Source organism: Psychrobacter immobilis (assembly GCF_904846285.1).
Classification (GTDB): Bacteria; Pseudomonadota; Gammaproteobacteria; order Pseudomonadales; family Moraxellaceae; genus Psychrobacter; species Psychrobacter immobilis_D.
The window spans coordinates 76998-100254 of the sequence record NZ_CAJHAD010000005.1; the positions used below are offsets into that span (position 1 = coordinate 76998).

The 23257-nt window shown below is 42.2% G+C and carries 20 protein-coding genes, 1 tRNA gene and 1 other RNA gene; 16 read left to right on the plus strand and 6 right to left on the minus strand.

The genetic code is table 11. From position 1 onward, the window contains the following. Positions 1 to 67: 67 nt before the first annotated feature. From JMX13_RS04815 to JMX13_RS04830, 4 genes are all read right to left on the minus strand, one after another. Positions 68 to 481: a hypothetical protein gene (locus JMX13_RS04815; protein ID WP_201610197.1), complete on the minus strand. Its 414-nt coding sequence runs from the start codon at positions 479 to 481 to the stop codon at positions 68 to 70. A 374-nt stretch (positions 482 to 855) separates the two neighbouring features. Further along, a complete protein-coding gene (locus JMX13_RS04820) occupies positions 856 to 3303 on the minus strand; it encodes a YgiQ family radical SAM protein (RefSeq protein ID WP_201610199.1) in 2448 nt (815 codons plus the stop codon). A 230-nt stretch (positions 3304 to 3533) separates the two neighbouring features. Then, on the minus strand, positions 3534 to 4292 hold the full coding sequence (locus JMX13_RS04825) for a hypothetical protein (RefSeq protein ID WP_201610201.1): 759 nt from the start codon (positions 4290 to 4292) through the stop codon (positions 3534 to 3536). A gap of 141 nt (positions 4293 to 4433) precedes the next feature. Further along, complete coding sequence (locus tag JMX13_RS04830) at positions 4434 to 4901, minus strand: Lrp/AsnC family transcriptional regulator (protein ID WP_201610203.1); 468 nt, start codon at positions 4899 to 4901, stop codon at positions 4434 to 4436. 274 nt (positions 4902 to 5175) lie between these two features. On the opposite strand from JMX13_RS04830, the gene rarD reads away from it, so the two are divergent. Beyond that, a complete protein-coding gene (rarD, locus tag JMX13_RS04835; RefSeq protein WP_201610206.1) occupies positions 5176 to 6198 on the plus strand; it encodes an EamA family transporter RarD in 1023 nt (340 codons plus the stop codon). Between the two features lie 138 nt (positions 6199 to 6336). Here the strand turns inward: rarD and smpB are convergent, their stop codons facing one another. Further along, a complete protein-coding gene (gene smpB, locus JMX13_RS04840; protein WP_201610213.1) occupies positions 6337 to 6810 on the minus strand; it encodes an SsrA-binding protein SmpB in 474 nt (157 codons plus the stop codon). 286 nt (positions 6811 to 7096) lie between these two features. Here smpB and coaD point away from each other — a divergent pair, with 286 nt between their 5' ends. From coaD to JMX13_RS04905, 13 genes are all read left to right on the plus strand, one after another. Then, positions 7097 to 7606, plus strand: a complete 510-nt coding sequence (gene coaD, locus JMX13_RS04845) for a pantetheine-phosphate adenylyltransferase (RefSeq protein WP_201610221.1) — start codon at positions 7097 to 7099, stop codon at positions 7604 to 7606. 121 nt (positions 7607 to 7727) lie between these two features. Continuing rightward, complete coding sequence (locus JMX13_RS04850; RefSeq protein WP_149490624.1) at positions 7728 to 7976, plus strand: YfhL family 4Fe-4S dicluster ferredoxin; 249 nt, start codon at positions 7728 to 7730, stop codon at positions 7974 to 7976. A gap of 3 nt (positions 7977 to 7979) precedes the next feature. After that, the gene (bioA, locus tag JMX13_RS04855) at positions 7980 to 9317 is read left to right on the plus strand and encodes an adenosylmethionine--8-amino-7-oxononanoate transaminase (RefSeq protein ID WP_201610224.1); all 1338 of its coding nucleotides are present in this window, start codon (positions 7980 to 7982) and stop codon (positions 9315 to 9317) included. Next, positions 9314 to 10054 carry a dethiobiotin synthase gene (gene bioD, locus JMX13_RS04860; RefSeq protein ID WP_201610226.1) on the plus strand — a complete coding sequence of 247 codons (741 nt, stop codon included), beginning with the start codon at positions 9314 to 9316 and terminating at the stop codon, positions 10052 to 10054. Before bioA ends, bioD begins: the two co-directional genes overlap by 4 nt. A 74-nt stretch (positions 10055 to 10128) precedes the next feature. Further along, positions 10129 to 10495, plus strand: an RNA gene (gene rnpB / locus JMX13_RS04865) — RNase P RNA component class A. A gap of 134 nt (positions 10496 to 10629) precedes the next feature. Then, positions 10630 to 10706, plus strand: a tRNA-Met gene (locus JMX13_RS04870). Positions 10707 to 11137: 431 nt separating this feature from the next. Beyond that, positions 11138 to 12934: a translation elongation factor 4 gene (gene lepA / locus JMX13_RS04875; RefSeq protein ID WP_201546234.1), complete on the plus strand. Its 1797-nt coding sequence runs from the start codon at positions 11138 to 11140 to the stop codon at positions 12932 to 12934. Positions 12935 to 13041: 107 nt separating this feature from the next. Further along, positions 13042 to 13944 (plus strand): signal peptidase I, encoded by a 903-nt coding sequence (gene lepB, locus JMX13_RS04880; protein WP_201610228.1) that lies wholly within the window; start codon positions 13042 to 13044, stop codon positions 13942 to 13944. A 170-nt stretch (positions 13945 to 14114) separates the two neighbouring features. Continuing rightward, complete coding sequence (locus JMX13_RS04885) at positions 14115 to 14507, plus strand: DUF4845 domain-containing protein (RefSeq protein ID WP_227686221.1); 393 nt, start codon at positions 14115 to 14117, stop codon at positions 14505 to 14507. Positions 14508 to 14651: 144 nt separating this feature from the next. Then, entirely contained in the window at positions 14652 to 15449 is a 798-nt protein-coding gene (gene rnc / locus JMX13_RS04890; protein WP_201610230.1) for a ribonuclease III, read from the plus strand. 202 nt (positions 15450 to 15651) lie between these two features. After that, a complete protein-coding gene (era, locus tag JMX13_RS04895) occupies positions 15652 to 16830 on the plus strand; it encodes a GTPase Era (protein ID WP_201610232.1) in 1179 nt (392 codons plus the stop codon). A gap of 80 nt (positions 16831 to 16910) precedes the next feature. After that, the gene (gene recO / locus JMX13_RS04900) at positions 16911 to 17693 is read left to right on the plus strand and encodes a DNA repair protein RecO (protein ID WP_201610241.1); all 783 of its coding nucleotides are present in this window, start codon (positions 16911 to 16913) and stop codon (positions 17691 to 17693) included. 65 nt (positions 17694 to 17758) lie between these two features. Then, a complete protein-coding gene (locus JMX13_RS04905; protein ID WP_201610249.1) occupies positions 17759 to 18559 on the plus strand; it encodes a pyridoxine 5'-phosphate synthase in 801 nt (266 codons plus the stop codon). Between the two features lie 24 nt (positions 18560 to 18583). Here the strand turns inward: JMX13_RS04905 and JMX13_RS04910 are convergent, their stop codons facing one another. Beyond that, entirely contained in the window at positions 18584 to 19171 is a 588-nt protein-coding gene (locus JMX13_RS04910; protein WP_201610257.1) for a Tfp pilus assembly protein FimT/FimU, read from the minus strand. Between the two features lie 613 nt (positions 19172 to 19784). Between JMX13_RS04910 and JMX13_RS04915 the strand changes: the two genes are divergently transcribed. Beyond that, on the plus strand, positions 19785 to 20969 hold the full coding sequence (locus tag JMX13_RS04915; RefSeq protein ID WP_201610259.1) for an OmpA family protein: 1185 nt from the start codon (positions 19785 to 19787) through the stop codon (positions 20967 to 20969). Positions 20970 to 21320: 351 nt separating this feature from the next. After that, the gene (gene typA / locus JMX13_RS04920; protein WP_201546241.1) at positions 21321 to 23168 is read left to right on the plus strand and encodes a translational GTPase TypA; all 1848 of its coding nucleotides are present in this window, start codon (positions 21321 to 21323) and stop codon (positions 23166 to 23168) included. Positions 23169 to 23257: the final 89 nt, after the last annotated feature.

Here is a 23257-nt window from a genome sequence, read left to right on the forward strand (position 1 = left end):
TTTATAATAATGCTAAGTTTAACAATGATAGGTTTATCATTATCAATTAACGATTAAACCAAAATCATTATCTACCTACCTGACAGTTTACTTGATATTCTTTACCGTTTGCCCATTTCATTGCAAAGATACCTTTGTCTTCTTTCATGTGCCATGCATAGACCACTTCAGAGTTTGATTCGTTGACATAGCTTGCCGTATCACCTTGGACGCCGCCATTTAAGATGATTGGCTGATTTGCCCAGTTCACTTTAGGTAAGGTCGCGTCTAGCATAACTTGTTTTTTATTGATTGACTGCTTTGCCAAGATCTTGCTGCCATCAGTACAAGTATAAGGTGCTGGTGCCATGCGATCATAAGCGACATCGGTTACGCTTTCTGAAGCAGGGGTTTTGTTTGGGGTAGTAGGTGCGGTAGTGGCACAGGCGCTTAGTAGAGCAAGAGTAGGTATGGTAATAGCGAATTTAGTTAGGGTGTTCATGGTTTTCTCCAAAGGTGTAAAAAATTTATGTGCTTTTTTGGCTGGGCTTTTTCTAATAATGTGCTTTTTAACGATGCGTTAAGCATATAGCGCATATGTTAACGAAAAGCCTTTCTAGATAATGTTAGAAATTGTTTGTTACATGTTCGTTAAGTTACTTAAACACTGACTAATGTAACGCTCCCCTTAAAAGCCTTTGTAAAATAGCTAAGCTTAAATGAGTCAAATGGCAAGTAGGTAGGCAGTGATGCAAAAAAGAATTAAGCCAACAAGATCAATATAAAAAATATAAAAAATCGCCTATCGACTGCTGAGCCGATAGGCGCTTTGGTTTGAGCATGGTTAAGACATAAAAGGGTCGACAGTAACTTAACCTATTTGGTCTTACGCGGTGGCAGACCAGTATGCTGAGTTTGGAAGTTGCCTTTGCTGACTCTTTTGCTATTTTTACCTAAAGTATTGTTGCTGGAGGTGTTTTTTGCAGCGCTAGGACTATTGTTGCTGCGTTTCACCGAGTCATTACCCAAGCGGCTATTCTTTTTACGCGCCGATTGATAGCTGTCTTGCGCGGCGTCGCGACCTTCTAAACTGGCGTTAAATGGCGGTATTAAACAGCCACGACCTTTACCAATCAAATCACTGCGTCCCATATCTTGCAGCGCTTTACGCAGCATTACCCAGTTTTTTGGGTCGTGATAGCGTAAGAAGGCTTTATGCAATTTACGCTGTTTGCCAGATTTGACGATATCCATATCACCTTCGTCACGGCTGATTTTATGCAGCGGGTCTTTATGGGTATGGTACATGGTGGTCGCGGTCGCCATCGGGCTAGGATAAAACGCCTGAACTTGGTCAGCGCGGTAGCCGTGACCTTTTAGCCACAGCGCAAGATTCATCATGTCCTCGTCTCTAGTGCCGGGGTGAGCGGCGATAAAGTACGGAATCAGATACTGCTCTTTACCGGCCTCTTGGCTGTACTGCTCGAACATGGCTTTGAATTTGTCATAGTTGCCCATGCCAGGCTTCATCATTTTTGACAATACCGCTTCTTCAGAATGCTCAGGGGCAATTTTTAGATAACCACCGACGTGATGGGTCACCAATTCTTTGACATATTCAGGGTCTTTAATCGCTAAGTCATAACGCAAACCTGACGCAATCAGGATTTTTTTCACGCCTTTGATATCACGCGCTTTACGATATAGCTGGGTCAAATTACTGTGATCGGTAATCAGATTATCGCAAACGTCAGGATAAACACAAGACGGCTTACGGCAGTTCTTTTCAATGGTTTCATCTTTACAGTTGAGACGATACATATTGGCGGTCGGACCACCAAGGTCAGAGATGACGCCGGTAAAGTTCGGCGCGGTATCACGAATCGCTTCGACTTCGCGCAATATAGACTCTTCTGAGCGGTTTTGGATAATGCGTCCTTCGTGCTCGGTAATCGAGCAAAAAGTACAACCGCCAAAACAGCCACGCATGATATTGACTGAAAATTTAATCATGTCATAAGCAGGAATGCGCGCATCGCCATAGCTTGGATGCGGCAGACGAGCGTACGGCAAGTCAAAGACGTAATCCATCTCTTCGGTTGAGAGTGGAATCGGTGGCGGATTGAGCCAAACGTCAATCGAGGTGTGCGAGTTACCAGCGCCGCTACTATGACGCTGTACCAAAGCACGCGCATTACCGGGATTGGTTTCAAGGTGCAAGATACGGTTGGCATGAGCGTATAAAACTGGGTCAGCTTTGACATGCTCATAATCAGGCAGGCGAATCACCGTTTGCTCACGCGCTGGCATTTTAATTTTATGCTTACGGGCAGTCATCGGCTTGTCGAAACCGCGCATTTGCACTACTTGCGTGTCTTCATCGACTTGGTCAGCATTCAATATTTTATTGGTCACTGGCTCAGATACGAAGCCCGGATATTGTGAAGCCATTCCTGAAAGTGCTTGCCCAACGGGTGAATCAGATGGCTTTTCTTGTTCGATTTTGCAGCTGTCAACGTCTTCAGTCATCACATACGGGTTAATAATCGGATCAACGCGGCCAACGGTATCGACATCATTACTGGCAACTTCCACCATGCCCGCTTGCCAATGGCGACGGGTTGGGGTCAATAGATATGACGTACCACGTAAGCTACTCATTTGCTCAAAGCTGTAACCTTTTGATAAACCATGGACCACATCGACGATGGCGCGCTCAGCATTACCATACAACAAGACATCGGCACGGGCATCCATCAAGATACTGCGGCGGACTTTATCTGACCAATAATCATAATGGGCGATACGGCGTAAGCTGCCTTCGATACCACCTAAAATAATCGGCACATCGGGATAAGCTTCGCGGCAGCGCTGGCTATAAACGATAGCAGCGCGGTCAGGACGTTTGTCAGCCACGTTACCGGGCGAATATGCATCATCGCTACGGATTTTGCGGTCAGCGGTATAGCGGTTAATCATGCTGTCCATGTTGCCCGCGGTCACGCCATACGCGTAAACCGGTTTACCAAGCTCCATAAAGGCGTCTTTGCTCTTCCAATCTGGCTGGGCAATGATGCCGACACGAAAGCCTTGCGCTTCTAATAAGCGTCCGATAATCGCCATGCCAAAGCTTGGATGGTCGACATAGGCATCGCCTGAGATGATGATGACATCACAGGCATCCCAGCCCAAATCGTCCATCTCTTTGCGGCTCATTGGCAAATAAGGCGCGGGCTCGTAGCAGCTCGCCCAATGTTTGTCGTAGTCGTAAAGTGGTTTGGTGCCTTGTTTAAAGGCGGTGCGGGCGATGGTATCGGCAGACATGAGCGGACCTGTTAATTAGAAAATGGCACTAAAAAATAGCCGTTATTGTTATTCATTAACAACGGCTTATTTAAAAGCGCTCATTTTAACATGAATTACGCTCAGGATGTGATAAACGCTGATAAAGGATTAGCGATAAGTTATTGATAGCGTGAGGTAATCTATATAAAAGAAGGATTATTAAAAGTTAAAAAATCCTTCTCTATTGATGCCGTTATTAATTGTAGAAATTATTGTTCTAATAGTTGGAAGGGAAAGGTAATAACATCAAAGGCTAAGGCAAAAGGCAGTAACACCAGCTTTTGAGCGGTATTGGCACCGCTACGAGACACTTGTTGTTGCTGATTTTGAGTATAAAAACTGACCATATAAGGTTTGCTCAAAGCGCGGTAATTAGATTGAATCAAGCTTAAATTACTGACTTGTGGATAGATAGCACCTTTGACAGGAACGCTAAAGCAAAAGCGCTGAGCGTTGATACGTAGATCGCTGGCTGAAGTACAATCGCGGCCATTATTTTGCAAAAAGAATTGATAATCTGAGCGTTGGAACTCATCTTTTAATTTGGCATAAGAAAGCTTCATTTCACCCTGAAAATAGCCATCGTTATTGGGTACAGAAAAACTCATGTCATTATCAACGTGGATGTTCTTTGGCGTCAGATTGCTTAATAAGGCAATCATTTCCGTCCCGCCTTGGGTCAGCACATAGCTGTTCTTTTCACCGACGATAACCATGGTCGCATTTGGCGTTTTTGGCAATGCTTGGGCAGGACGACCAAAGGCGACAATTTGGTCTTCAGATAAGACTTGCTTGCTACTGGTGGTGCTGACGTGATTATCACCTTCTAATAAAGAGCTGGTTGCGCAACCCGAACTGGCAAGCAATGCCGCAAGTGACGCACCCGTTAATAAAATTTTTGGATTTAATAACTTTGATAGGGTCTGAGTATTCTTATTTGTATCGATAGGCTGTATCTTTTTACTCATAATCAGGCTTCCTTGTCTGCTATACGGTTGATGGTTTATCTAGCATTTAATGCCAAACTTTCGTTGCTATCGTACCTGTTTTAGAGAGCACTTATCCACTCATAATTGATGATAAAAATTGAATTGGGTCTATAGCTATTATTAATCGAGCAAAATCTTAGTGCCGCTCTTAGTAAAGTTCATCACAAACTGGCTTTTAAAGCTGCGCACATTGTTCTCGTAAGTCAGCAAATTACGGGTAAATTCGTGATAGTCATTCATGTTTTTCGCATTGACCATGAGCATAAAATCGGCATCTCCTGACACTTCATAGCAGCTCATTACTCGCGGTTGCTCATGCATCAAGCGCTCAAATCGATGCTGCATCGAGGTATTTGAGCGCGACATCTCTATCATTACCACCGCGGTAAGCCCGTAACCGACCTTATTTGGGTCGACGATAGCGACTTGTTTGGTGATTATTCCGTTATCTATTAATGCCTGAATGCGCCGTTGGGCAGTAGCGATAGAAACGTGCACGCGTTCTGCTACGGCCTTTAGCGGCAAAGTCGCATCGTCCTGTAGCAAGTTTAAAATGGCTTTATCGGTATTATCTAAAATGTGGCTCACAATATATCATTCCTAAAAAAACATCGTTACTCAAGATTTTATTCTAAGATTCGATTATAAGTATTACCGTTATAACTCTAAATATAAGAAAAAATTATTACTTTGGTAGAAATTTAGATAAATTTATTCAAAGAAACTGTTAGATAGAAATAATATCTCATAAGACCTTAGTAAAATAGAGGCTATTAATCAAAGCTTGTTAATAATTGCTGTTAGCAAAAATAAAAATAATCGCTAACGCTTCTAACGTCTATTTATATTTACGGTGCTTATCATGTCCAACTCAACCCTATCTCAAGTTTTTGCTAGTACGTTAGAAAATACGGTTTCGCGTCTGCCATTGCCTGCGATATGGACAGCAGGTAGTGCTCAGCAACGGACAGTGATAATGGGCGTGGCGTTAGCGATATTATCAAATCTATTGTTTGGCGTGCTTTACACCTATAGCAGTTTTTTAGCGCCGCTATCTGGCACGCAGGTTTTTATCTGGCGGATGCTAGCAATGTGGGCAGCACTCATAGGATATTTGCTCATTAGTGGGCGCTTGGGTTTGCATCTTGATAAGTTAAAGGCGCTCCAAACCGTTAAGCAGTGGGCGTGGCTATTATTGCCAATACCGATATTTCTCAGTCAGTTTTGGCTGTTTATGTGGGCGCCAGTCAATGGTCAGGGCGTACAAACCGCGATGGGTTATTTTCTATTTCCACTGATGATGGTGATATTTGGCTGTGTTCTTTTTGGTGAAAAGTTAAGCCGTCTACAATGGTTGGCCGTTGCTTTTGCCGCTGTCGGCGTAGGCAGTGAGATTGTGCGCACGCAAAGTGTTTCTTGGGCGACGCTTTGGGTTTGTGGGACTTATCCTATTTACTACATTTTACGCCGCCTACAAGGTATTGGCGCTATTACAGGTTTGTTGGTCGATTTAACCATCTTTGTACCTTTTGCTGTAGCCTATTTATTTTTGTTTGCACCGAGTAGTCTAAGCTTGGTTGGCGGTTCAAAATTCTTTATTATGATGCTTGCAGGACTAGGTGTGCTTAGTGTGCTGGCAATGAAAACCAATGTTGATGCCAGTCAGATGCTGCCAGTAAATGTTTACGGTATGATGAGCTATATAGAGCCAGCGCTATTGTTTATCTTAGCAATTACCGTTTTGGGCAATCCTTTTGAGTCAGCGATGATTTATAGCTATGGCTTGATTTGGCTAGGAATTGCTTGCTTAATTGCGCATGGTATTCGTCAATTGCGCCGCGCTCATAAACACTCGAAAATGACAAAAATTTCTCATGCAGCTTAGTACTTTATACAGACAACAAGTGATGCAAATAAAAAAAGGACGATGCAGCATAAGTTGCATCGTCCTTATAAGTTGCATCGTCCTTTTTTATCGCGCTAAAAATAATTAATTTAAGACAGTAGTCTTAAACCAATGAATTTAGTCGGCATTTTTAAAGCCGCGCTGCTTATCACGTTCCCAATCACGGTCTTTCAATGTTTTACGTTTATCGTGCTGTTTTTTACCTAGCGCTAAAGCAATTTGGCATTTCACCAAAGAGTTTTTCCAATAGCAAGATAACGGCACGCAAGCATAGCCTTTTTGATTGACCGCACCCATGAGTTTTTCGATTTCTCGGCGATTGAGCAGCAGCTTACGCGTACGAATGCTATCAGGACTGACATGTGTTGAGCTTGAGAGCAGCGGCTGAATATGAGCGCCAAATAAAAATGCCTCATTATTACGGAAGATAATATAAGCCTCCGTAATGGTCATTTTGCCCGCACGAATAGCCTTAACTTCCCAACCTTGTAACGATAGACCTGCCTCAAACGTCTCTTCAATAAAATACTCGTGACGAGCTTTTTTATTGGCACAGATTTGATTTTCCGGTTTTTTTGATTTTTTTGACATAATTTCTCCGTAAGGACTGCAATATACATTGTTTGTATAAACTGTCCCAGTCTAACTGTTCCTCATCCTAACCCTCAAATATAGAGAGTTTTTTCGTCATGCTGGTTTGTCATATCAAGCACGGCAAATCAAGCATGGCAAAAGGGATGAGTCGAACCGACTATTGTAGCAAAGCGCACAGCGAAAAGGTAAATCGGCTGTTAGGACAAATGTAGCAGATAAGTATGAAGTTTGAGTAAAATTTGCTAGCATATGGGTCATTATCATTAACTACATTAGCCCTGTTATGAGCCCTTCTGCTACTTCTTCAAAATTGCATACTAAAATTTTATACCCGGGTACCTTTGATCCCATTACGAATGGTCATGTAGACTTGGTTAAACGCGCAACGAAACTGTTCGATGAGGTGGTCATTGCAGTCGCCTCAGGTCATCATAAAAAGCCTTTATTCGATTTTGAAGAGCGTGTTGCCTTGGTCGAAACGGTATTTGCTGATTTACCGCAAGTGTCGGTGATTGGCTTTGAAGGGTTGTTGGTCGACTTTATGCGTGAAAAAAACGCCACCGCAGTCTTGCGTGGTTTGCGTGCGATGTCAGACTTTGAGTATGAGTTTCAATTGGCGAATATGAACCGCGAGCTTGATGAAAACTTTGAAGCGGTATTTTTAACCCCGTCACAAAATTACTCGTTTATTTCGTCAACGATGATTCGTGAAATCGCCAAACTTGGCGGTGATGTGACGAAATTTGTGCCACCTTGCGTCTCAGAAGCTTTTATAAAAAAACTCAGCAGCTAAATTTAGTTAAACGCTTAGTAAGTTAAGCTTTAAATATGGGCTGATTGTTCAATATTAAGTGTAATAATAAACAACAGACGTACTCATTTATTATCAACTGCTAGCAAATAAGGAGCAGTTTATGGCTTTATTAATTACTGATGAATGCATCAATTGTGATGTGTGCGAGCCTGCTTGCCCAAACGAAGCGATCTCAGAAGGCGATGATATTTATGTCATTGATCCTGATTTATGCACGGAATGCGTCGGTCATTTCGATGAGCCGCAATGCGTGGTCATCTGTCCTGTCGACTGTATTCCGCATGACCCAAACCACGTCGAAACCCAAAGTGATTTGATGTCAAAATATAAGCGTATCACTGGTCAATAAAACATGACAATATCCAACCTCTCAACGAGTAATTTCTCAACAAACGACTTCGACCAGCACCATCTTTGGCATCCTTATGCCAGCTTGCCGCCCACCTATCCAAATATCATTATTGATGAGGCCGAGGGTATCTATATCGTCACTAATGATGGCACGCGCCTGATTGATGGTATGTCGTCATGGTGGGCGAGCGTGCATGGTTATAATCATCCAGTGCTCAATGCAGCGATGATTGAACAATTAGGCAAAATGGCGCATGTGATGTTTGGTGGTTTGACCCATCAGCCAGCGATAGATTTGGGTAAAAAGCTGCTAGCTATTGTACCTGCTGAACTGGATGCGATATTTTATGCTGACAGTGGCAGTATCTCGGTAGAAGTGGCACTAAAAATGGCACTGCAATATCAAATTGCCGCTAAGCGTCCGCAAAAATGTCAGTTTGCCTCAACGCACTCTGGTTATTATGGTGATACCTGGCACGCGATGAGTGTCTGCGATCCGCTTGCTGGCATGCATAGCCTTTATGGTAAGCAATTACCTTTACAGCATTTTGTGCCTGCACCACCGTTAGGGTTTGAGCGTCAGCTAACTCAAACTACGCGTGATGAATTAGCCGCATTTTTTGCTAAAAATGGCCATCAACTTGCCGGTTTTATCATTGAGCCCATTATTCAAGGCGCAGGTGGTATGCGCTTTTATAGTCCTCAGTATTTACAATTATTGCGTCAGCTGTGTGATGATCATGAAGTGCTGCTCATTGCTGATGAAATCGCTACTGGCTTTGGTCGTAGCGGCAAATTATTTGCTTGCGAGCATGCCAATATTAGCCCTGATATTATGACCATTGGTAAGGCAGTCACAGGTGGCTATATGACTTTTGCGGCGACATTATGTACACGCAAAGTCGCCGACACCATTCATGACAGTGATTATCCGGCGCTCATGCATGGTCCAACCTTCATGGGCAATCCGCTGGCATGTGCCGTTGCTTGTGCCTCGATTGATTTAATTCTGTCCTACGATATCGAAGTCCGCACAGCAAATATGCAAGCCGTGATGGAACAACAGCTTGCGCCTGCAGCGACGTTAGCTGGCGTTAAAGAGGTACGTTGTTTGGGCGCAGTGGCTGTCATTGAATTAGAGGCAGCCGTTGATATGCCGGTTTTCCAATTATTATTAATTGAACATGGCATTTGGGTGCGACCGTTTGGTAAATTGGTCTATATTATGCCGCCATATGTGATTACGGATGAGGAACTGGTGACGTTATGTCAGGCGCTAATAACCGTCGTCACTGCTTATTTGAATCAAATTTCTACTACCAATAGAGTTTCACTATGAGTGTGCTATTTATTTCAGGCATTGATACCGATATTGGCAAAACGTATGCCACTGGCATGATAGCAAAAGCTTTAATGCAACAAGGTGTTAATGTCATTACCCAAAAATTGGTGCAGACTGGTGTCGCAATAAATCTAGATAACGGTGAAATGAATATTGCCTATGATATTGTCACTCATCGTCAGTTGATGGGGATGGCGATGCAGCCTTGTGATATTGATAGCACTACTTGCCCGTATCGCTATGAGAAACCCGCGTCGCCGCATTTGGCAGCGAAACTTGCTAATGGAGTGTTAAATCCTGATGTGATTACCAGCGCCACAAAAAGTATGCAAGCGGATTATGAGGTGGTGTTATTAGAAGGGGCAGGTGGCTTGCTTGTGCCTATTACTGAGCAGCTATTAACCTTAGATTATATTGCCACTCAAGGTTATCCGGTCATTTTAGTCACATCAGGTCGGCTTGGTAGCATTAATCATACCTTGCTTAGCTTGGAAGCAATCCGAGCGCGCGGTTTAACGATGCATAGCGTGATTTATAATCATATTCATGATACTGCTGGTAATACCGATACTGAGATTGCTAATAGTAGCATTGATTATTTAAAAAACTATCTGGCGCAAAATTATCCAAATGCCCATTGGTTGCAGCTACCGTATCAAAATGAAAATAAGTCTGAAGAAGAAATGAATGATGATTTCATATTGCCGCAGCGTTTTATTGAAGCCGTTATTTAAATTATTTGGTATAAAATCGAAATAAGCACAAAAGACATCCCCACGCCGCCTTTAGGTTTGCTATACTAGCGCGCTTGGTAGACTAGGCGATCGCCGCTGCACACTGGCAACAGATGAGCAGGGGAGGAAAGTCCGGGCTACATAGGGCAGCGTGCCAGCTAACGGCTGGGCAGGGTAACTTGACGACAAGTGCAGCAGAGAGGAGACCGCCTTTGGTGTCGCAAGACATTATCGGTAAGGGTGAAAGGGTGCGGTAAGAGCGCACCGCGTGGCTGGCAACAGTTCACGGCATGGTAAACTCCACGCGTAGCAAGACCAAATAGGCATCGGCATGGCGCGGCCCGCGTTCGATGCGGGTAGGTTGCTTGAGCGTATCAGCGATGATACGCCTAGAGGAATGATCGTCCACGACAGAACCCGGCTTATCGGTCTACCAACTTTTTTATTGTTCGTTTTTATCGTTAGTATTATGCATATTTGCTATTAATTTGAATAAAATTCCTATTTTTTGCAAATAAACGATAATTAGGGGTTGACGACAGTCATCTCTATCGGTATTATACCGAGCCTTAAATGGCGATGTAGCTCAGCTGGTTAGAGCGCATGACTCATAATCGTGAGGTCAAGAGTTCAAGTCTCTTCATCGCCACCATTTATAGTAAGACTAGCAGTATTAAAAAATGCCAATCATTCTGTGATTGGTTTTTTTTTGCCTAATTTTTGCCAAGTAGCGTCTAGCTCAGCGGCTTTATCTAGCTTCTCAGTGAGCAAAGTTTTTTGTATTTTAAGAGTAGCTTATTGCCATCATATATCACGCAACATCTTGCTAATAAAATCGCCTTACTTTACAGTGGAAAACTGCTAGAATACCCTCACATGCCTGCGCGTATTAATCACTAACCAATTGAGTTAGTCAGTAGTAATAAGCGCCATGAGCTTTTACCTTAGATATGATAGTTTACTTACTTATTACAACGATATTGGCGTATTGGCTGATACCGTAATATGAGTAAGCATTTTATTGATTCTATCTAACAGCATTTATTTTCGTTATTCAATCCTCCATTATTTAGTAGGCGCTTTGTGACTGCATTAGCCAATATTCGTAACTTTTCTATTATTGCCCACATTGATCATGGCAAGTCGACCCTTGCCGATCGTTTTATTCAAATGTGCGGTGCGCTGCAAGATCGTGAAATGCAGGCGCAGGTCCTCGATTCTATGGACATTGAGCGTGAGCGCGGCATCACTATTAAAGCCCAGTCCGTGACCTTGTTTTACGACCATCCTAACGGTGAGCGTTATCAGCTTAACTTTATTGATACCCCTGGTCACGTCGACTTCTCCTACGAAGTATCGCGCTCACTAGCCGCTTGTGAAGGCGCGCTATTGGTCGTTGATGCTGCGCAAGGCGTAGAAGCGCAATCGGTTGCCAACTGCTATACCGCAGTAGATCAAGGCTTGGAGGTGATGGCAGTCTTAAATAAGATTGACTTGCCACAAGTTGAGCCTGAGCGTGTGATTCAAGAGATTGAAGACATCATTGGCATTGATGCCGTTGATGCACCGCGCGTATCAGCTAAGTCTGGTCTTGGCGTCGATAAGCTGCTAGAAGCCTTGGTCGAGTTTATTCCTGCGCCAACTGGCGATCGTGAGGCGCCGCTACAAGCATTGATTATCGACTCATGGTTTGATAGTTACTTAGGCGTGGTCTCGCTCGTACGTGTGCGTGAAGGAACGGTCAAAAAAGGCGATAAAATTTATATCTTATCGACTAAAGAAGCGCATTTGGTCAGCTCGATTGGTGTCTTTACGCCGAAGCCTCTAGATACGGGGATTTTAGAAGCCGGTGAAGTTGGCTTTATCATTGCTGGTATCAAAGACATCGCAGGCGCTCCCGTGGGTGATACAATTACCCATTCCAAGACCCCTGACGTTGATCGCATTCCCGGTTTTAAACAGATTACCCCGCAAGTTTATTCTGGCATGTTCCCAGTTGACTCTACCGATTTTGAAAAATTCCGTGAAGCGCTGCAAAAACTACAGATCAACGATGCCTCATTATTCTTTGAGCCTGATACCTCCGATGCGCTTGGCTTTGGTTTCCGCTGCGGCTTCTTAGGTATGCTGCACATGGAGATTATCCAAGAGCGCTTAGAGCGCGAATATGACTTGGATTTAATCACCACTGCGCCATCGGTTATCTATGAGATTGAAAAGAAGAACGGCGAAGTCATTTATGTTGATAATCCATCAAGATTGCCTGAGCCAAATAATATCGAAGAGTTCCGTGAGCCGATTGCGCGCTGTCAGATTTTAGTACCGCAAGATTACTTGGGTAACGTGATGACGCTTTGCATTGAGCGCCGCGGAGTTCAAGTCGATATGCGCTTTATGGGTCGTCAAGTGCAGCTGATTTTTGATATTCCGATGGGCGAGGTGGTCATGGACTTCTTTGACCGTCTAAAATCAGTCTCGCGCGGATTTGCGTCGCTGGATTACAACTTTGAGCGTTATCAAGTAGATAAATTGGTAAAAGTTGATGTACTGATTAATGGCGAGAAAGTCGATGCGTTAGCCATGATTGTGCATCAAGACCAAGCGCGCTATCGTGGTAATGCATTGGTTGGTAAAATGAAAGAGCTGATTCCGCGTCAGATGTTTGATGTAGCGATTCAGGCCGCGATTGGTAGCCAGATTATCGGCCGCAGTACGGTGAAAGCCATGCGTAAAGACGTACTAGCCAAATGTTATGGTGGCGACGTTTCGCGTAAGAAAAAGCTGCTCTCAAAACAGAAAGCCGGCAAAAAACGTATGAAGCAAGTCGGTAATGTGGAAATTCCACAAGAAGCCTTCCTAGCTGTTTTGCAAGTTGAATAAATCACCGATAAATGATCAAACGTCATCTGTCTTAATATCTTTTTTAATATCTCATTTATTAATAATAAAGACTGGCAGATAAGTAGCTCGCTAATAGGCAAATAAGTATGGATTTTGATTTTAATTTGATTCTAGTACCCTTAACCATTGGTTTAGGTATTATTTGGCTATTAGATAAGCTGACGCTGAAACAACGTAAAACACGGGGTCGTGGTAAAGAAAGTTTATTGGTACGCTGGGCGTACGACTTCTTCCCAGTGTTGGCGGTAGTATTAATTGTACGCTCGTTCTTGATTGAGCCGTTTAATATTCCCTCATCATCTATGGTGCCGACTTTATATACTGGCGACTTTATCGCGGTCAATAAATACGCTTACGGTGTGCGTCTGCCGCTCACTTATAATAAAGTACTTGATACAGGCGCGCCTGAGCATGGCGATGTGGTGGTTTTTCGCTACCCTGAAAACCCAAGTATTTATTATATCAAGCGTGTCATTGGTCTACCGGGTGATAGCGTTAGTTATAACAAAGGTACGCTCGCGATTAATGACAAACCAGTTCCTACCAAAGCGGTAAATTTTGCCGCCGATGCTGAACTGACCTCACAGTTATACCCAGCAGGACAAGTTGCACCAGGGCAAGTCTTGACTGAAGACAATGCTATACAAATGGGTCAACAAGAAGAAAACGCAGCGCAGTATTTCGAAGAAATACAAGGCGACAACAAACACTTGGTGCGCTACTTACCTAATATGAATAGTTCGCAATATGCGCCATTTTTACAGCAAGAGTCACCAGAAGTGGTCAGCTCTGAAGGAACAGAATGGCGTATCAGTGTCCCAGAAGGTCACTACTTTGTGATGGGTGATAACCGCGATCGCAGTGCTGACGGGCGTTTTTGGGGCTTCGTTCCTGATGACAATTTAGCCGGTAAAGCGGTCTATATTTGGATGCATAAGCCGCCTGGTCTTAATTTACCAACTTTTAAACGTAATGGCAGTATTGATTGATATCATCGCTGCGCTAAAGATTGATTTACCGATAATAGTTTGTGCTAATATTATGGCTATCTAATAAACTGCTGAATGACTTAAAAATATCAACTATTAAGCAATCATATTAATAGTATGGCGGTTTACCTATAGCAACTTAAGCAAGTTACCCTTTGAGAGGTATTATAGTGCAACAATTATCAGGTTTGTCTTCGCAGCGCGGTGCTAGTGTGACTAGTATCGTTTTTATCATTATCGTTTTGGGTGTGGCTGCTAAATTGATTGTCGCTATCGTACCGGCGCAGATTGGTGATTATCAGCTGACTAAAACGTTAAGTGAGCAGCTTAAAGAATCCAATGCTAATAAAGAAACGGCTAAACAGTTTGTTGAACGTGTCAATAAGCAGCTTTCTATTAATGCTGATTATGATACTAAAGCAGAAGAGGTTTTTACCTTTACTGATAAAAAAACAGGCCAGCTTGCTATTCATAAGGAATACGCAGTAACCAATAACCTTTTTGGTAATATCGATATCGTTAATCGCTTCGAAGGCGATATTGATGCAACTACTGCCGAATAATCTGTACTCTACATTATAGAAAAGTGAATATTCATGATTGATATTTACTTTTTTAAGAAATTTAAAAGATTCTAACGCACCAAAAGTTAGCCATATTCATTAATGCAAAAAAAATGCAACAAAAGGGATAATCACAAGCCACGCATGAAACCAACTTCGCAGTATCCTCAGGCGGTTCCTAATCACCAAAAAAGTAGCATCTCTGATGACACGCTTATTATTAGCTCAGAATTTATTCAACGCTTAGCGATATTGACGCGCAAGTTGGGTTATGTGTTTAATGATTTGAGTTTGCCTAAGCTGGCGCTCACCCATCGCTCGTTTGATAGTAAGAAAAACTATGAACGTTTAGAGTTTTTGGGCGATGCGCTACTAGGTATGATAGTCGGTGAAGCGTTATATCATCGTTATCCGACGCAAAACGAAGGTCGTCTGACCCGGATGCGCGCAACTTTAGTCCGCCAAGAATCACTAGTTATTATTGCGCAAAACCTAGAGCTTTCTAACCAATTGATATTGGGCGTTGGTGAGCGTAAAGGCGGCGGGCGCAATCGTGCTTCTATCTTAGCGGATGCCGTAGAGTCATTGATTGGGGCGATTTATCTAGACAGCCAAGACATGGATATTACCCGTGACTGCGTGCTTTCTTGGTACGGCGACCTTATTGATAATGTTAATGATCAAAAAGCGCTCAAAGACGCCAAAAGCCGCTTACAAGAATGGTTGCAATCTAAGCAGTTTGATTTGCCGCATTATGAGCTGATGGAAACACGCGGCAATGCCCCACATCAAATTTTTGTGGTGCGCTGTCAGGTAAATATTAATAACTGTCCTGATATTACCGAATCGGGTGAAAGCCGCCGTATCGCTGAGCAAAAAGCTGCAGAGCTGATGATTAACCAATTGCATAAATTGCCAGGTCAGCCTAAAAAACGCTCATAGCTCATTTTTCAAACGTATTTTACAGCGCTTTTTTAAAGTCCATTTATTGAAATGTTCCGTTTTCTAAGTACTAATTTTTCGATTGTTTCAATAAACGATTATTCGAAATACCAAATATTCTTAATATGATCAGATTTATGCTACTTTCCTTCAAACGACTAACAAGTGGCATGACTGATGACAACCTCCATAGGATTAACCCATGAGCAATCACAACGACTTGCCATTAAATAATGAAGATAATGCCAAAAATATGACCGAAAACACCAATACCAGTTCAACCCAAAATAATGTTGAAGCAAATGACGTTGAACAAAACCACGCTGAATTAGGCAGTACTAGATTAAATGATGCTAAGCTAAATGTTGATAACACAGAAGATACTGCGTTAGAGAATAACGCAATAGAAAATGACACGGCGATCGAAGAGTTCTTTTCACCAAATAACAATGTACATATAGCTGATGGTTTTAAAACGGGTTATGTGGCCATTGTTGGTCGCCCGAATGTGGGTAAATCAACCTTGATGAACCACTTGTTGGGTCAAAAGCTGTCTATCACCTCGCGTAAACCACAAACGACCCGCCATCGTATTCACGGTATTTTATCTAACGATGAGATGCAAGCGGTGTTTGTTGATACCCCAGGTATTCATCGTAATGAAGTACGTGCTATCAATGAGCGCATGAATAAAGCGGCCGTCTCTGCCTTGGTAGATGTTGATTTGGTCTTGTTTGTCGTTGATTCTGACCAATGGCGCGACGATGATTTGCTTGTTTTACAAAAGCTTGGCGATACCAATTTAACTGTGGTACTGGTTATTAATAAAGCCGATACTTTAAAAGATAAAGGTAGTGTATTGCCATTGATCGAAACCTTTAACGACAGTTTTGATTTTGCTGATATTGTCCCTGTTTCTGCTTTAAAGAATCAAAACTTGGATCGCTTGCAAGAAGTGATCGCCTCACATTTGCCAATCGCCGATCCTATCTATGATACCGAGCAGATTACCGATCGCTCAGAGCGCTTTTTGGCCAGTGAAATTATCCGCGAAAAAATCATGCGTAGTGCAGGTGATGAAGTACCATACGATTTAACGGTACAGATTGATGGTTTTAAAGACGAAGCCGCGCATATAGATCCAAAAACTGGTCGTCCCCGTAAAGCTTGCACCTTTATCGATGCGACCATTTATGTCGAACGCAGTGGGCAAAAAGCGATCGTTATTGGTGATAAAGGCCAGCGTATCAAACAAGTGGGTATGGATGCGCGTAAAGACATGGAACAGCTGTTTGATAAGAAAATCATGTTAACGTTATGGGTAAAAGTGAAACGTGGTTGGTCTGATGATGAGCGTGCTTTGACCAGTTTGGGATATTAATAGCGCTTTAAAAGAAATTGCATGGCGTCATCTATGTTTGTCGCCATGCATTTATATCATCATTGCTGAGGTAATAATCCATGCGTAACGAAGCGTTAATCGGTTATTTATTACATCAGCGTCCTTACCAAGAAAAGCGCGCTTTATACTATTTATTTTCTCAGCACCATGGTGTCATCCATGGGATTGGCAAAAAAGGCGCGCCGCTCTTTATGCCGCTGCAACTTTTTGCAACTGGTAAACGCGATTTAAAAACATTCAGTCAGATTAATATTGCGCCTTTAAGCTCAATTCAAGGTTCTGTAACACAAGATTTTTTGGCGCCAGAGGACAGTAACGCGAACCTAGCAGAAGCGTTGCACCACGAGAGTATCGGTGGGCAACATCAGTACGCTGGCCTTTACTTGAATGAGATATTATGGCGGCTACTACCTACTGAAGATCCTATGCCAGTATTATGGCAACACTATCAAAACAGTCTACAGCAGCTTAAGCAGCCTTTAACTGCTGATGAGTTGCGTTTGTGTTTGCGCCAGTTTGAGACGTATTTGTTTAATGAGTTAGGCTTTGCTTTAACGTTAAAACATGACAGTTTAGATCAGCCTATTGAGTCCGACTGCTCTTATCGCTTCTTACCTGATGTGGGCTTGGTACCGATTATTCATAATGACGATAATAAAAATGCAATAGCGCAAACTGTTTTTAAAGGTAGTGAGATTTTAGTGATGGTAGAGCAGGGCATATCTGCTGTTACCCTCAATACTTGGTCACGTTTGCATCGACAACTGATTGATCATCTACTTGATTACCAGCCATTACAAAGTCGCCTTCTTTGGCAGCAGCAACAGCGCTATCAATCCTAGGGTTTATAAAGGTTTTATACCCCACTTTTTAGTAAATGATCTGGATATTATTGAAAGGATTTTTTATGACTAACACAACGGTAGTACAGATAGCTAACTCAGTAGAAACTTCAAACATTAGCTTAAAAAAACCTCTATTAGGGGTCAATATTGACCATGTAGCGACTTTACGCCAAGCAAGAGGTGTCAGCTATCCAAGCCCATTGGCAGCGGCTCTTTTATGTGAACAAGCGGGAGCAGATGGTATCACGATTCATTTGCGTGAAGATCGTCGCCATATTCAAGATGCCGACGTGTATGAGATTGCCGAGCAGCTGACCACAAGAATGAACCTAGAGATGGCAGCAACGACTGAGATGCTTGAGATTGCTCGCGAGGTTAAACCATTTTGGGTATGTTTGGTGCCTGAAAAGCGCGCCGAATTAACTACCGAAGGTGGTCTTGATGTTGCGGGTCAGATGCCTTGGTTGACGGATTATATCGGCAAGTTACAAGCAGTCGGTATTAAAGTCTCTTTGTTTATTGATCCAGAAGACAAGCAGATTGCTGCAGCGGTAAGCTGCGGAGCCGATGCGATTGAACTACATACAGGTGCTTATGCTGAGGCAGGTCTGGCCGGTAACGTCGATAAGATGAGCGCTGAACTTACAAGGATTAGGCAAGCGGTACTGACTGCAAAAGATGCTAATTGCCATATGCTAATTAATGCTGGTCATGGTCTCACGCGTGACAATGTTAAGGCGATTGCCCAAATTGACGGCATATATGAGCTAAATATTGGACATGCCCTTATTGCCGATGCCATCTTTGTTGGGTTAGAGCAGGCAGTTATTATGATGAAATCTGCTATGCATCAAAGTGTTTAACTATTTTAACCTTAGCATCGTTTTCTATTGCCCACAGTCAGTAGGGTGGCTTTCGTTAGGTTTATAAGTAATACGACCGATTTGGCTAAATGAGATTTGATACATGGTGTGATTGTAGGTCGAAGTTGGACAGTATTTAAAATGTCCGAAATGACCGCGCGGTTTACCGCTATCACCCCAAAATTTAGTGTAATGGCGCTTATCTCCTACCCGTAAATGCAAGGTGCTGTATTTAGGATCTAATGCCTGTTCTTCTAATAGGTCGTCAACTCCTAAATCGAAGTTCTTATTATTGTTCTTGTCTAAGAATAATAACAGCTTCTTCTGACTGTCCCTATCACAGATGCCGCCATTATTAGACAAGCAAACCAGTAAGTCTTGTCTTCTGATATAACTTTCCGCTTTAGCTAATGTGAGTGTATTCTCAATTTGATTTTCAATACGTCTTGCTTCCATACGGGCTAATTGCTCCAGGATATAAGGTGTCGCAATCATTGCCATGATAACTAAGACGGCGACGGTAACGATTAACTCTACTAAATTAAAGCCATGTTCATTATGTGGTCGAAGGTGTCTTTGCTTATTTGAGGATACTTTATATAATTCAATCATGATGGACTGTTGCCTATATAAGAGGTATGGCGATATAGAAAAACAACTTATAAATGGAGCTGACTTCACTGCCAAAGTTTTTTACTACCAATGTTGAACATGAGGATTAATAGAGTAACGAATCTAGTAGATTTATATAGCTATACAAAGAATATAGAATTTAGTAAAAATCCAAGTAATTAAATAAAAAATGAAATAATGTTTACTAATTAAATATAGACTAAATATATATCTAGTGTCAAATAATGTTTCAATTCGTGAATGAGCAGTTTTATCAATAGAGAAAACTAAAGATTTGTATTAAAATAGGCTCAAACAATAGGTATGATTCGTTTCATCATCTATTGCGACCTAACATACAAAAGATAAAAAGTGTAAAGTGTGTTAGTTATCGGTAAGTTGAGCTGACTAATGTGTTTTGGTTATGACATTATCGTGTAATAATGTGTAGCTGGTTAACGAAAAAAGTTGTAAACTGAGTTGATAATCGCTAAGCTAATCCTTAATTGGTTTTGCTTTGTAACTTAAAATTTGTAAAGGATGTCTATTTTTAGACATTTTGAGATGCAGTTTTGCTTAACGCATTACTAAAATTATCCTTTGGAGGAAGTTCATGAAATTAAATAAAATTGCTTTGGCATTGTTTGCCATTACAGCGGCTCCACTAGCAGCAAACGCTGGTGTTACTATTAGTCCACTATTACTTGGTTATCACTGGACAGAAGACGGTGAAGACCAACGCGACCTGTTAGCAAACTATGGTGATTCTGCAGAAAACTACTATGTAGAGAATGGTTTATATACTGGTGCTGCATTAGGTATCGAGCTAACTCCTTCTACTCAGTTCCAAGTAGAGTATGGTGTATCTAATACTGATGCTATAAGCAACAGAGGTGCAGCATACGATTCAGACGCCGAACAAGAAATGATTTCTGGTAACTTCTTAATCGGTTTTGAAGAGTTCAGTGGCTATACAGACAGTGCATTTAAACCTTATGCATTGATTGGTGCTGGTCAATCTAAACTTAAAATCGAAGATGCTAGCGGCAATATGGTATCAGGTACTAAAGATACAATCGGTAACCTAGGTTTAGGTGCTATGTATCGTATTAACGATGCATTAAGCCTACGTGGTGAAGGTCGTGCGATTCATAACTTTGACCAAAACTGGTGGGAAGGCATGGCTTTGGCCGGTCTAGAAGTTGTATTAGGTGGTCATTTAGCTCCTACTGTTGCTGTTCCACCGATGCAAGAGCCATTAGTTGATAATGCTCCAATCGTTGTTGTTGAATCTGATCTTGATTCTGACGGTGATGGCGTACCTGATAGCATCGATGCATGCCCAGGCACTCCAATGAACGTAGTGGTTGATGAGCGCGGTTGCCCAGTACCAGTAGACATTACTGATGAGCTGAAAATGGAACTACGTGTATTCTTTGATAACGATAAATCAGCTATCAAAAACCAATACAAACCAGAAATCGCTAAAGTAGCAGAGAAGATGCGTGAGTATCCTAACTCTACTGCTCGCGTCGAAGGTCATGCTTCTAAAACAGGTCCTTCAGCACGTTATAACCAACGTCTATCTGAAGCCCGTGCTGTTGCAGTGAAATCTATGTTGACTAACGAATTTGGTATTGCTCCAAACCGTCTATCAACAGTTGGTTATGGTTATGATCAACCAATCGCTGATAACAACACTGAAGAAGGTCGCGCTATGAACCGTCGTGTATATGCCATCATCACTGGTGACAAAACCATGACTGTTGAACAAACTAAAGATATGGTTGTTCAATAAGTAATAGCTGCTAATTATCTTATAAAGTAATTAGTTACAAAAAAAGTCATCCCTTGGGTGGCTTTTTTTTATTTAGGCAGTGAGAAAAGCAAGTTATTGCATAAATTCATGATGCAATAATGTTATACTAGCGACCCAAACACTTTGTAAATTGACAAGGTGTACATTAGCATAGCTATCTGTACGATGGATTTATCAGCATAGGTATTTGATTTCGTTAATATTAAATTGTTGTACGTATTGTGCAATTATTTAATCCTAAGCCAATCATGTCTATCTGGTTGATGTTAACAGTTTATCCAGCGGCGCTTACTGCTACTGCATTTTTTTAAGACAAAACGAGCATTTTATATGGCGAACGATATCAAACACCTGCGTAACATTGCAATTATTGCCCACGTTGACCACGGTAAAACCACTTTGGTTGACAAGCTATTACATCAATCTGGTACTTTTGGCGATCGTGCAAACATTGCTGAGCGTGCAATGGATTCAGGTGATATTGAGCAAGAGCGTGGTATTACCATCTTAGCAAAGAATACTGCTATCCGCTGGACAGATGATACTGATGGCACTGAGTATCGTATTAATATTGTCGACACCCCTGGTCACGCCGATTTTGGTGGTGAAGTTGAGCGTGTCATGTCAATGGTTGACTGTGTACTATTAGTCGTTGACGGTGTTGATGGCCCAATGCCACAAACCCGTTTCGTGACTCAAAAAGCATTTGAGCAAGGCCTGAAGCCGATTGTTGTTATTAACAAAATCGACCGTCCTGGTTCACGTCCTGATTGGGTAATGGATCAAATTTTTGATTTGTTTGACAACTTAGGCGCTACTGATGAGCAGTTAGATTTCCCAGTTGTTTACGCCTCAGCATTGAATGGTATTGCCGGTTTAGAAGCTGATAACTTAGCTGATGACATGACACCACTGTTCAAAACTATTGTTGATGTCGTACAGCCACCACAGGTTGATGCTGATGCTCCGTTCCGTATGCAAATATCAAGTATCGATTATAATAGTTTTGTAGGTGTTATCGGTATTGGTCGTATTCAACGTGGTCGCATCTCTACGAATACGCAAGTAACTGTCATCGATAAAGACGGCGAAACACGTAACGGTCGTATATTGAAGATTATGGGTTATCATGGCCTTGATCGTATTGAAGTAGATGATGCACAAGCAGGTGATATTGTCTGTATTACTGGTGTTGACGCGCTTAATATCTCAGATACTATCTGTGATCCTAATCATGTTGAAGCTTTGCCACCGTTAACGGTTGATGAACCAACGGTATCAATGACTTTCCAAGTGAACAACTCTCCGTTTGCTGGTCGTGAAGGTAAGTTTGTTACTTCACGCAACATTCGTGAGCGTCTTGAGCGTGAACTGATTCATAACGTTGCGCTACGTGTAGAAGATACTGAGTCTCCTGATAAATTTAAAGTATCAGGTCGTGGTGAGCTACATCTGTCTGTATTGATTGAAAACATGCGCCGTGAAGGGTATGAGCTTGGTGTGTCACGTCCAGAAGTTATCGTTAAAGAAGTGGATGGTAAGCTACAAGAGCCGTATGAAAATGTAGTGTTTGATATTGAAGAGCAGCATCAAGGTTCAATCATGGAACAGGTTGGCTTGCGTAAAGGCGAGATGACTAACATGGAGCTTGATAGTAAAGGTCGTATGCGTATTGAAGCAACCATGCCAGCTCGTGGTTTGATTGGTTTCCGTTCTGAGTTCTTAACCTTGACTTCAGGAACAGGCATCCTAACGTCAAGCTTCTCGCATTACGGTCCACAAAAAATTGGTGATGTCGGTGCTCGCTCTAATGGTGTACTTGTTTCTATGACCAAAGGCGTTTGCTTAGGCTTCGCACTATTTAACCTACAAAAGCGCGGCAAGATGTTTGCTGAGCCACAGCTTGAAGTTTATGAAGGTATGATTGTTGGTTTAAACTCACGTAACGATGATATGGCCGTTAACCCAACAACCGCCAAACAGTTGACCAACGTTCGTGCTAGTGGTACTGACGAAGCGTTGACTCTAACGCCTGCGATTAAGTTCACTCTTGAGCAGGCGCTTGAATTCATTCAAGATGACGAGCTGGTTGAAGTAACACCAAAATCTATCCGTCTGCGTAAGCGTTACTTGACTGAAAGTGAGCGTAAGCGTTTTGGTCGTAAGAAAGGTGCATAATATCGATATGTAAATTACTTCGTAATTTATATTATTATTAAAGAAGCACGCAATGCTGGTTATTTTTTAGTAGCATTGAGAGATATAAT

Bases quoted from the DNA above. Each gene is read 5' to 3' on its own strand.
- JMX13_RS04915 (WP_201610259.1), top strand. From the start codon at position 19,785: ATGAAATTAAATAAAATTGCTTTGGCATTGTTTGCCATTACAGCGGCT.
- rarD (WP_201610206.1), top strand. From the start codon at position 5,176: ATGTCCAACTCAACCCTATCTCAAGTTTTTGCTAGTACGTTAGAAAAT.
- coaD (WP_201610221.1), top strand. From the start codon at position 7,097: ATGAGCCCTTCTGCTACTTCTTCAAAATTGCATACTAAAATTTTATAC.
- rnc (WP_201610230.1), top strand. From the start codon at position 14,652: ATGAAACCAACTTCGCAGTATCCTCAGGCGGTTCCTAATCACCAAAAA.
- JMX13_RS04905 (WP_201610249.1), top strand. From the start codon at position 17,759: ATGACTAACACAACGGTAGTACAGATAGCTAACTCAGTAGAAACTTCA.
- JMX13_RS04820 (WP_201610199.1), bottom strand. From the start codon at position 3,303: ATGTCTGCCGATACCATCGCCCGCACCGCCTTTAAACAAGGCACCAAA.
- smpB (WP_201610213.1), bottom strand. From the start codon at position 6,810: ATGTCAAAAAAATCAAAAAAACCGGAAAATCAAATCTGTGCCAATAAA.
- recO (WP_201610241.1), top strand. From the start codon at position 16,911: ATGCGTAACGAAGCGTTAATCGGTTATTTATTACATCAGCGTCCTTAC.
- JMX13_RS04815 (WP_201610197.1), bottom strand. From the start codon at position 481: ATGAACACCCTAACTAAATTCGCTATTACCATACCTACTCTTGCTCTA.
- era (WP_201610232.1), top strand. From the start codon at position 15,652: ATGAGCAATCACAACGACTTGCCATTAAATAATGAAGATAATGCCAAA.
- JMX13_RS04910 (WP_201610257.1), bottom strand. From the start codon at position 19,171: ATGATTGAATTATATAAAGTATCCTCAAATAAGCAAAGACACCTTCGA.
- JMX13_RS04850 (WP_149490624.1), top strand. From the start codon at position 7,728: ATGGCTTTATTAATTACTGATGAATGCATCAATTGTGATGTGTGCGAG.
- bioA (WP_201610224.1), top strand. From the start codon at position 7,980: ATGACAATATCCAACCTCTCAACGAGTAATTTCTCAACAAACGACTTC.
- typA (WP_201546241.1), top strand. From the start codon at position 21,321: ATGGCGAACGATATCAAACACCTGCGTAACATTGCAATTATTGCCCAC.
- bioD (WP_201610226.1), top strand. From the start codon at position 9,314: ATGAGTGTGCTATTTATTTCAGGCATTGATACCGATATTGGCAAAACG.
- lepB (WP_201610228.1), top strand. From the start codon at position 13,042: ATGGATTTTGATTTTAATTTGATTCTAGTACCCTTAACCATTGGTTTA.
- JMX13_RS04825 (WP_201610201.1), bottom strand. From the start codon at position 4,292: ATGAGTAAAAAGATACAGCCTATCGATACAAATAAGAATACTCAGACC.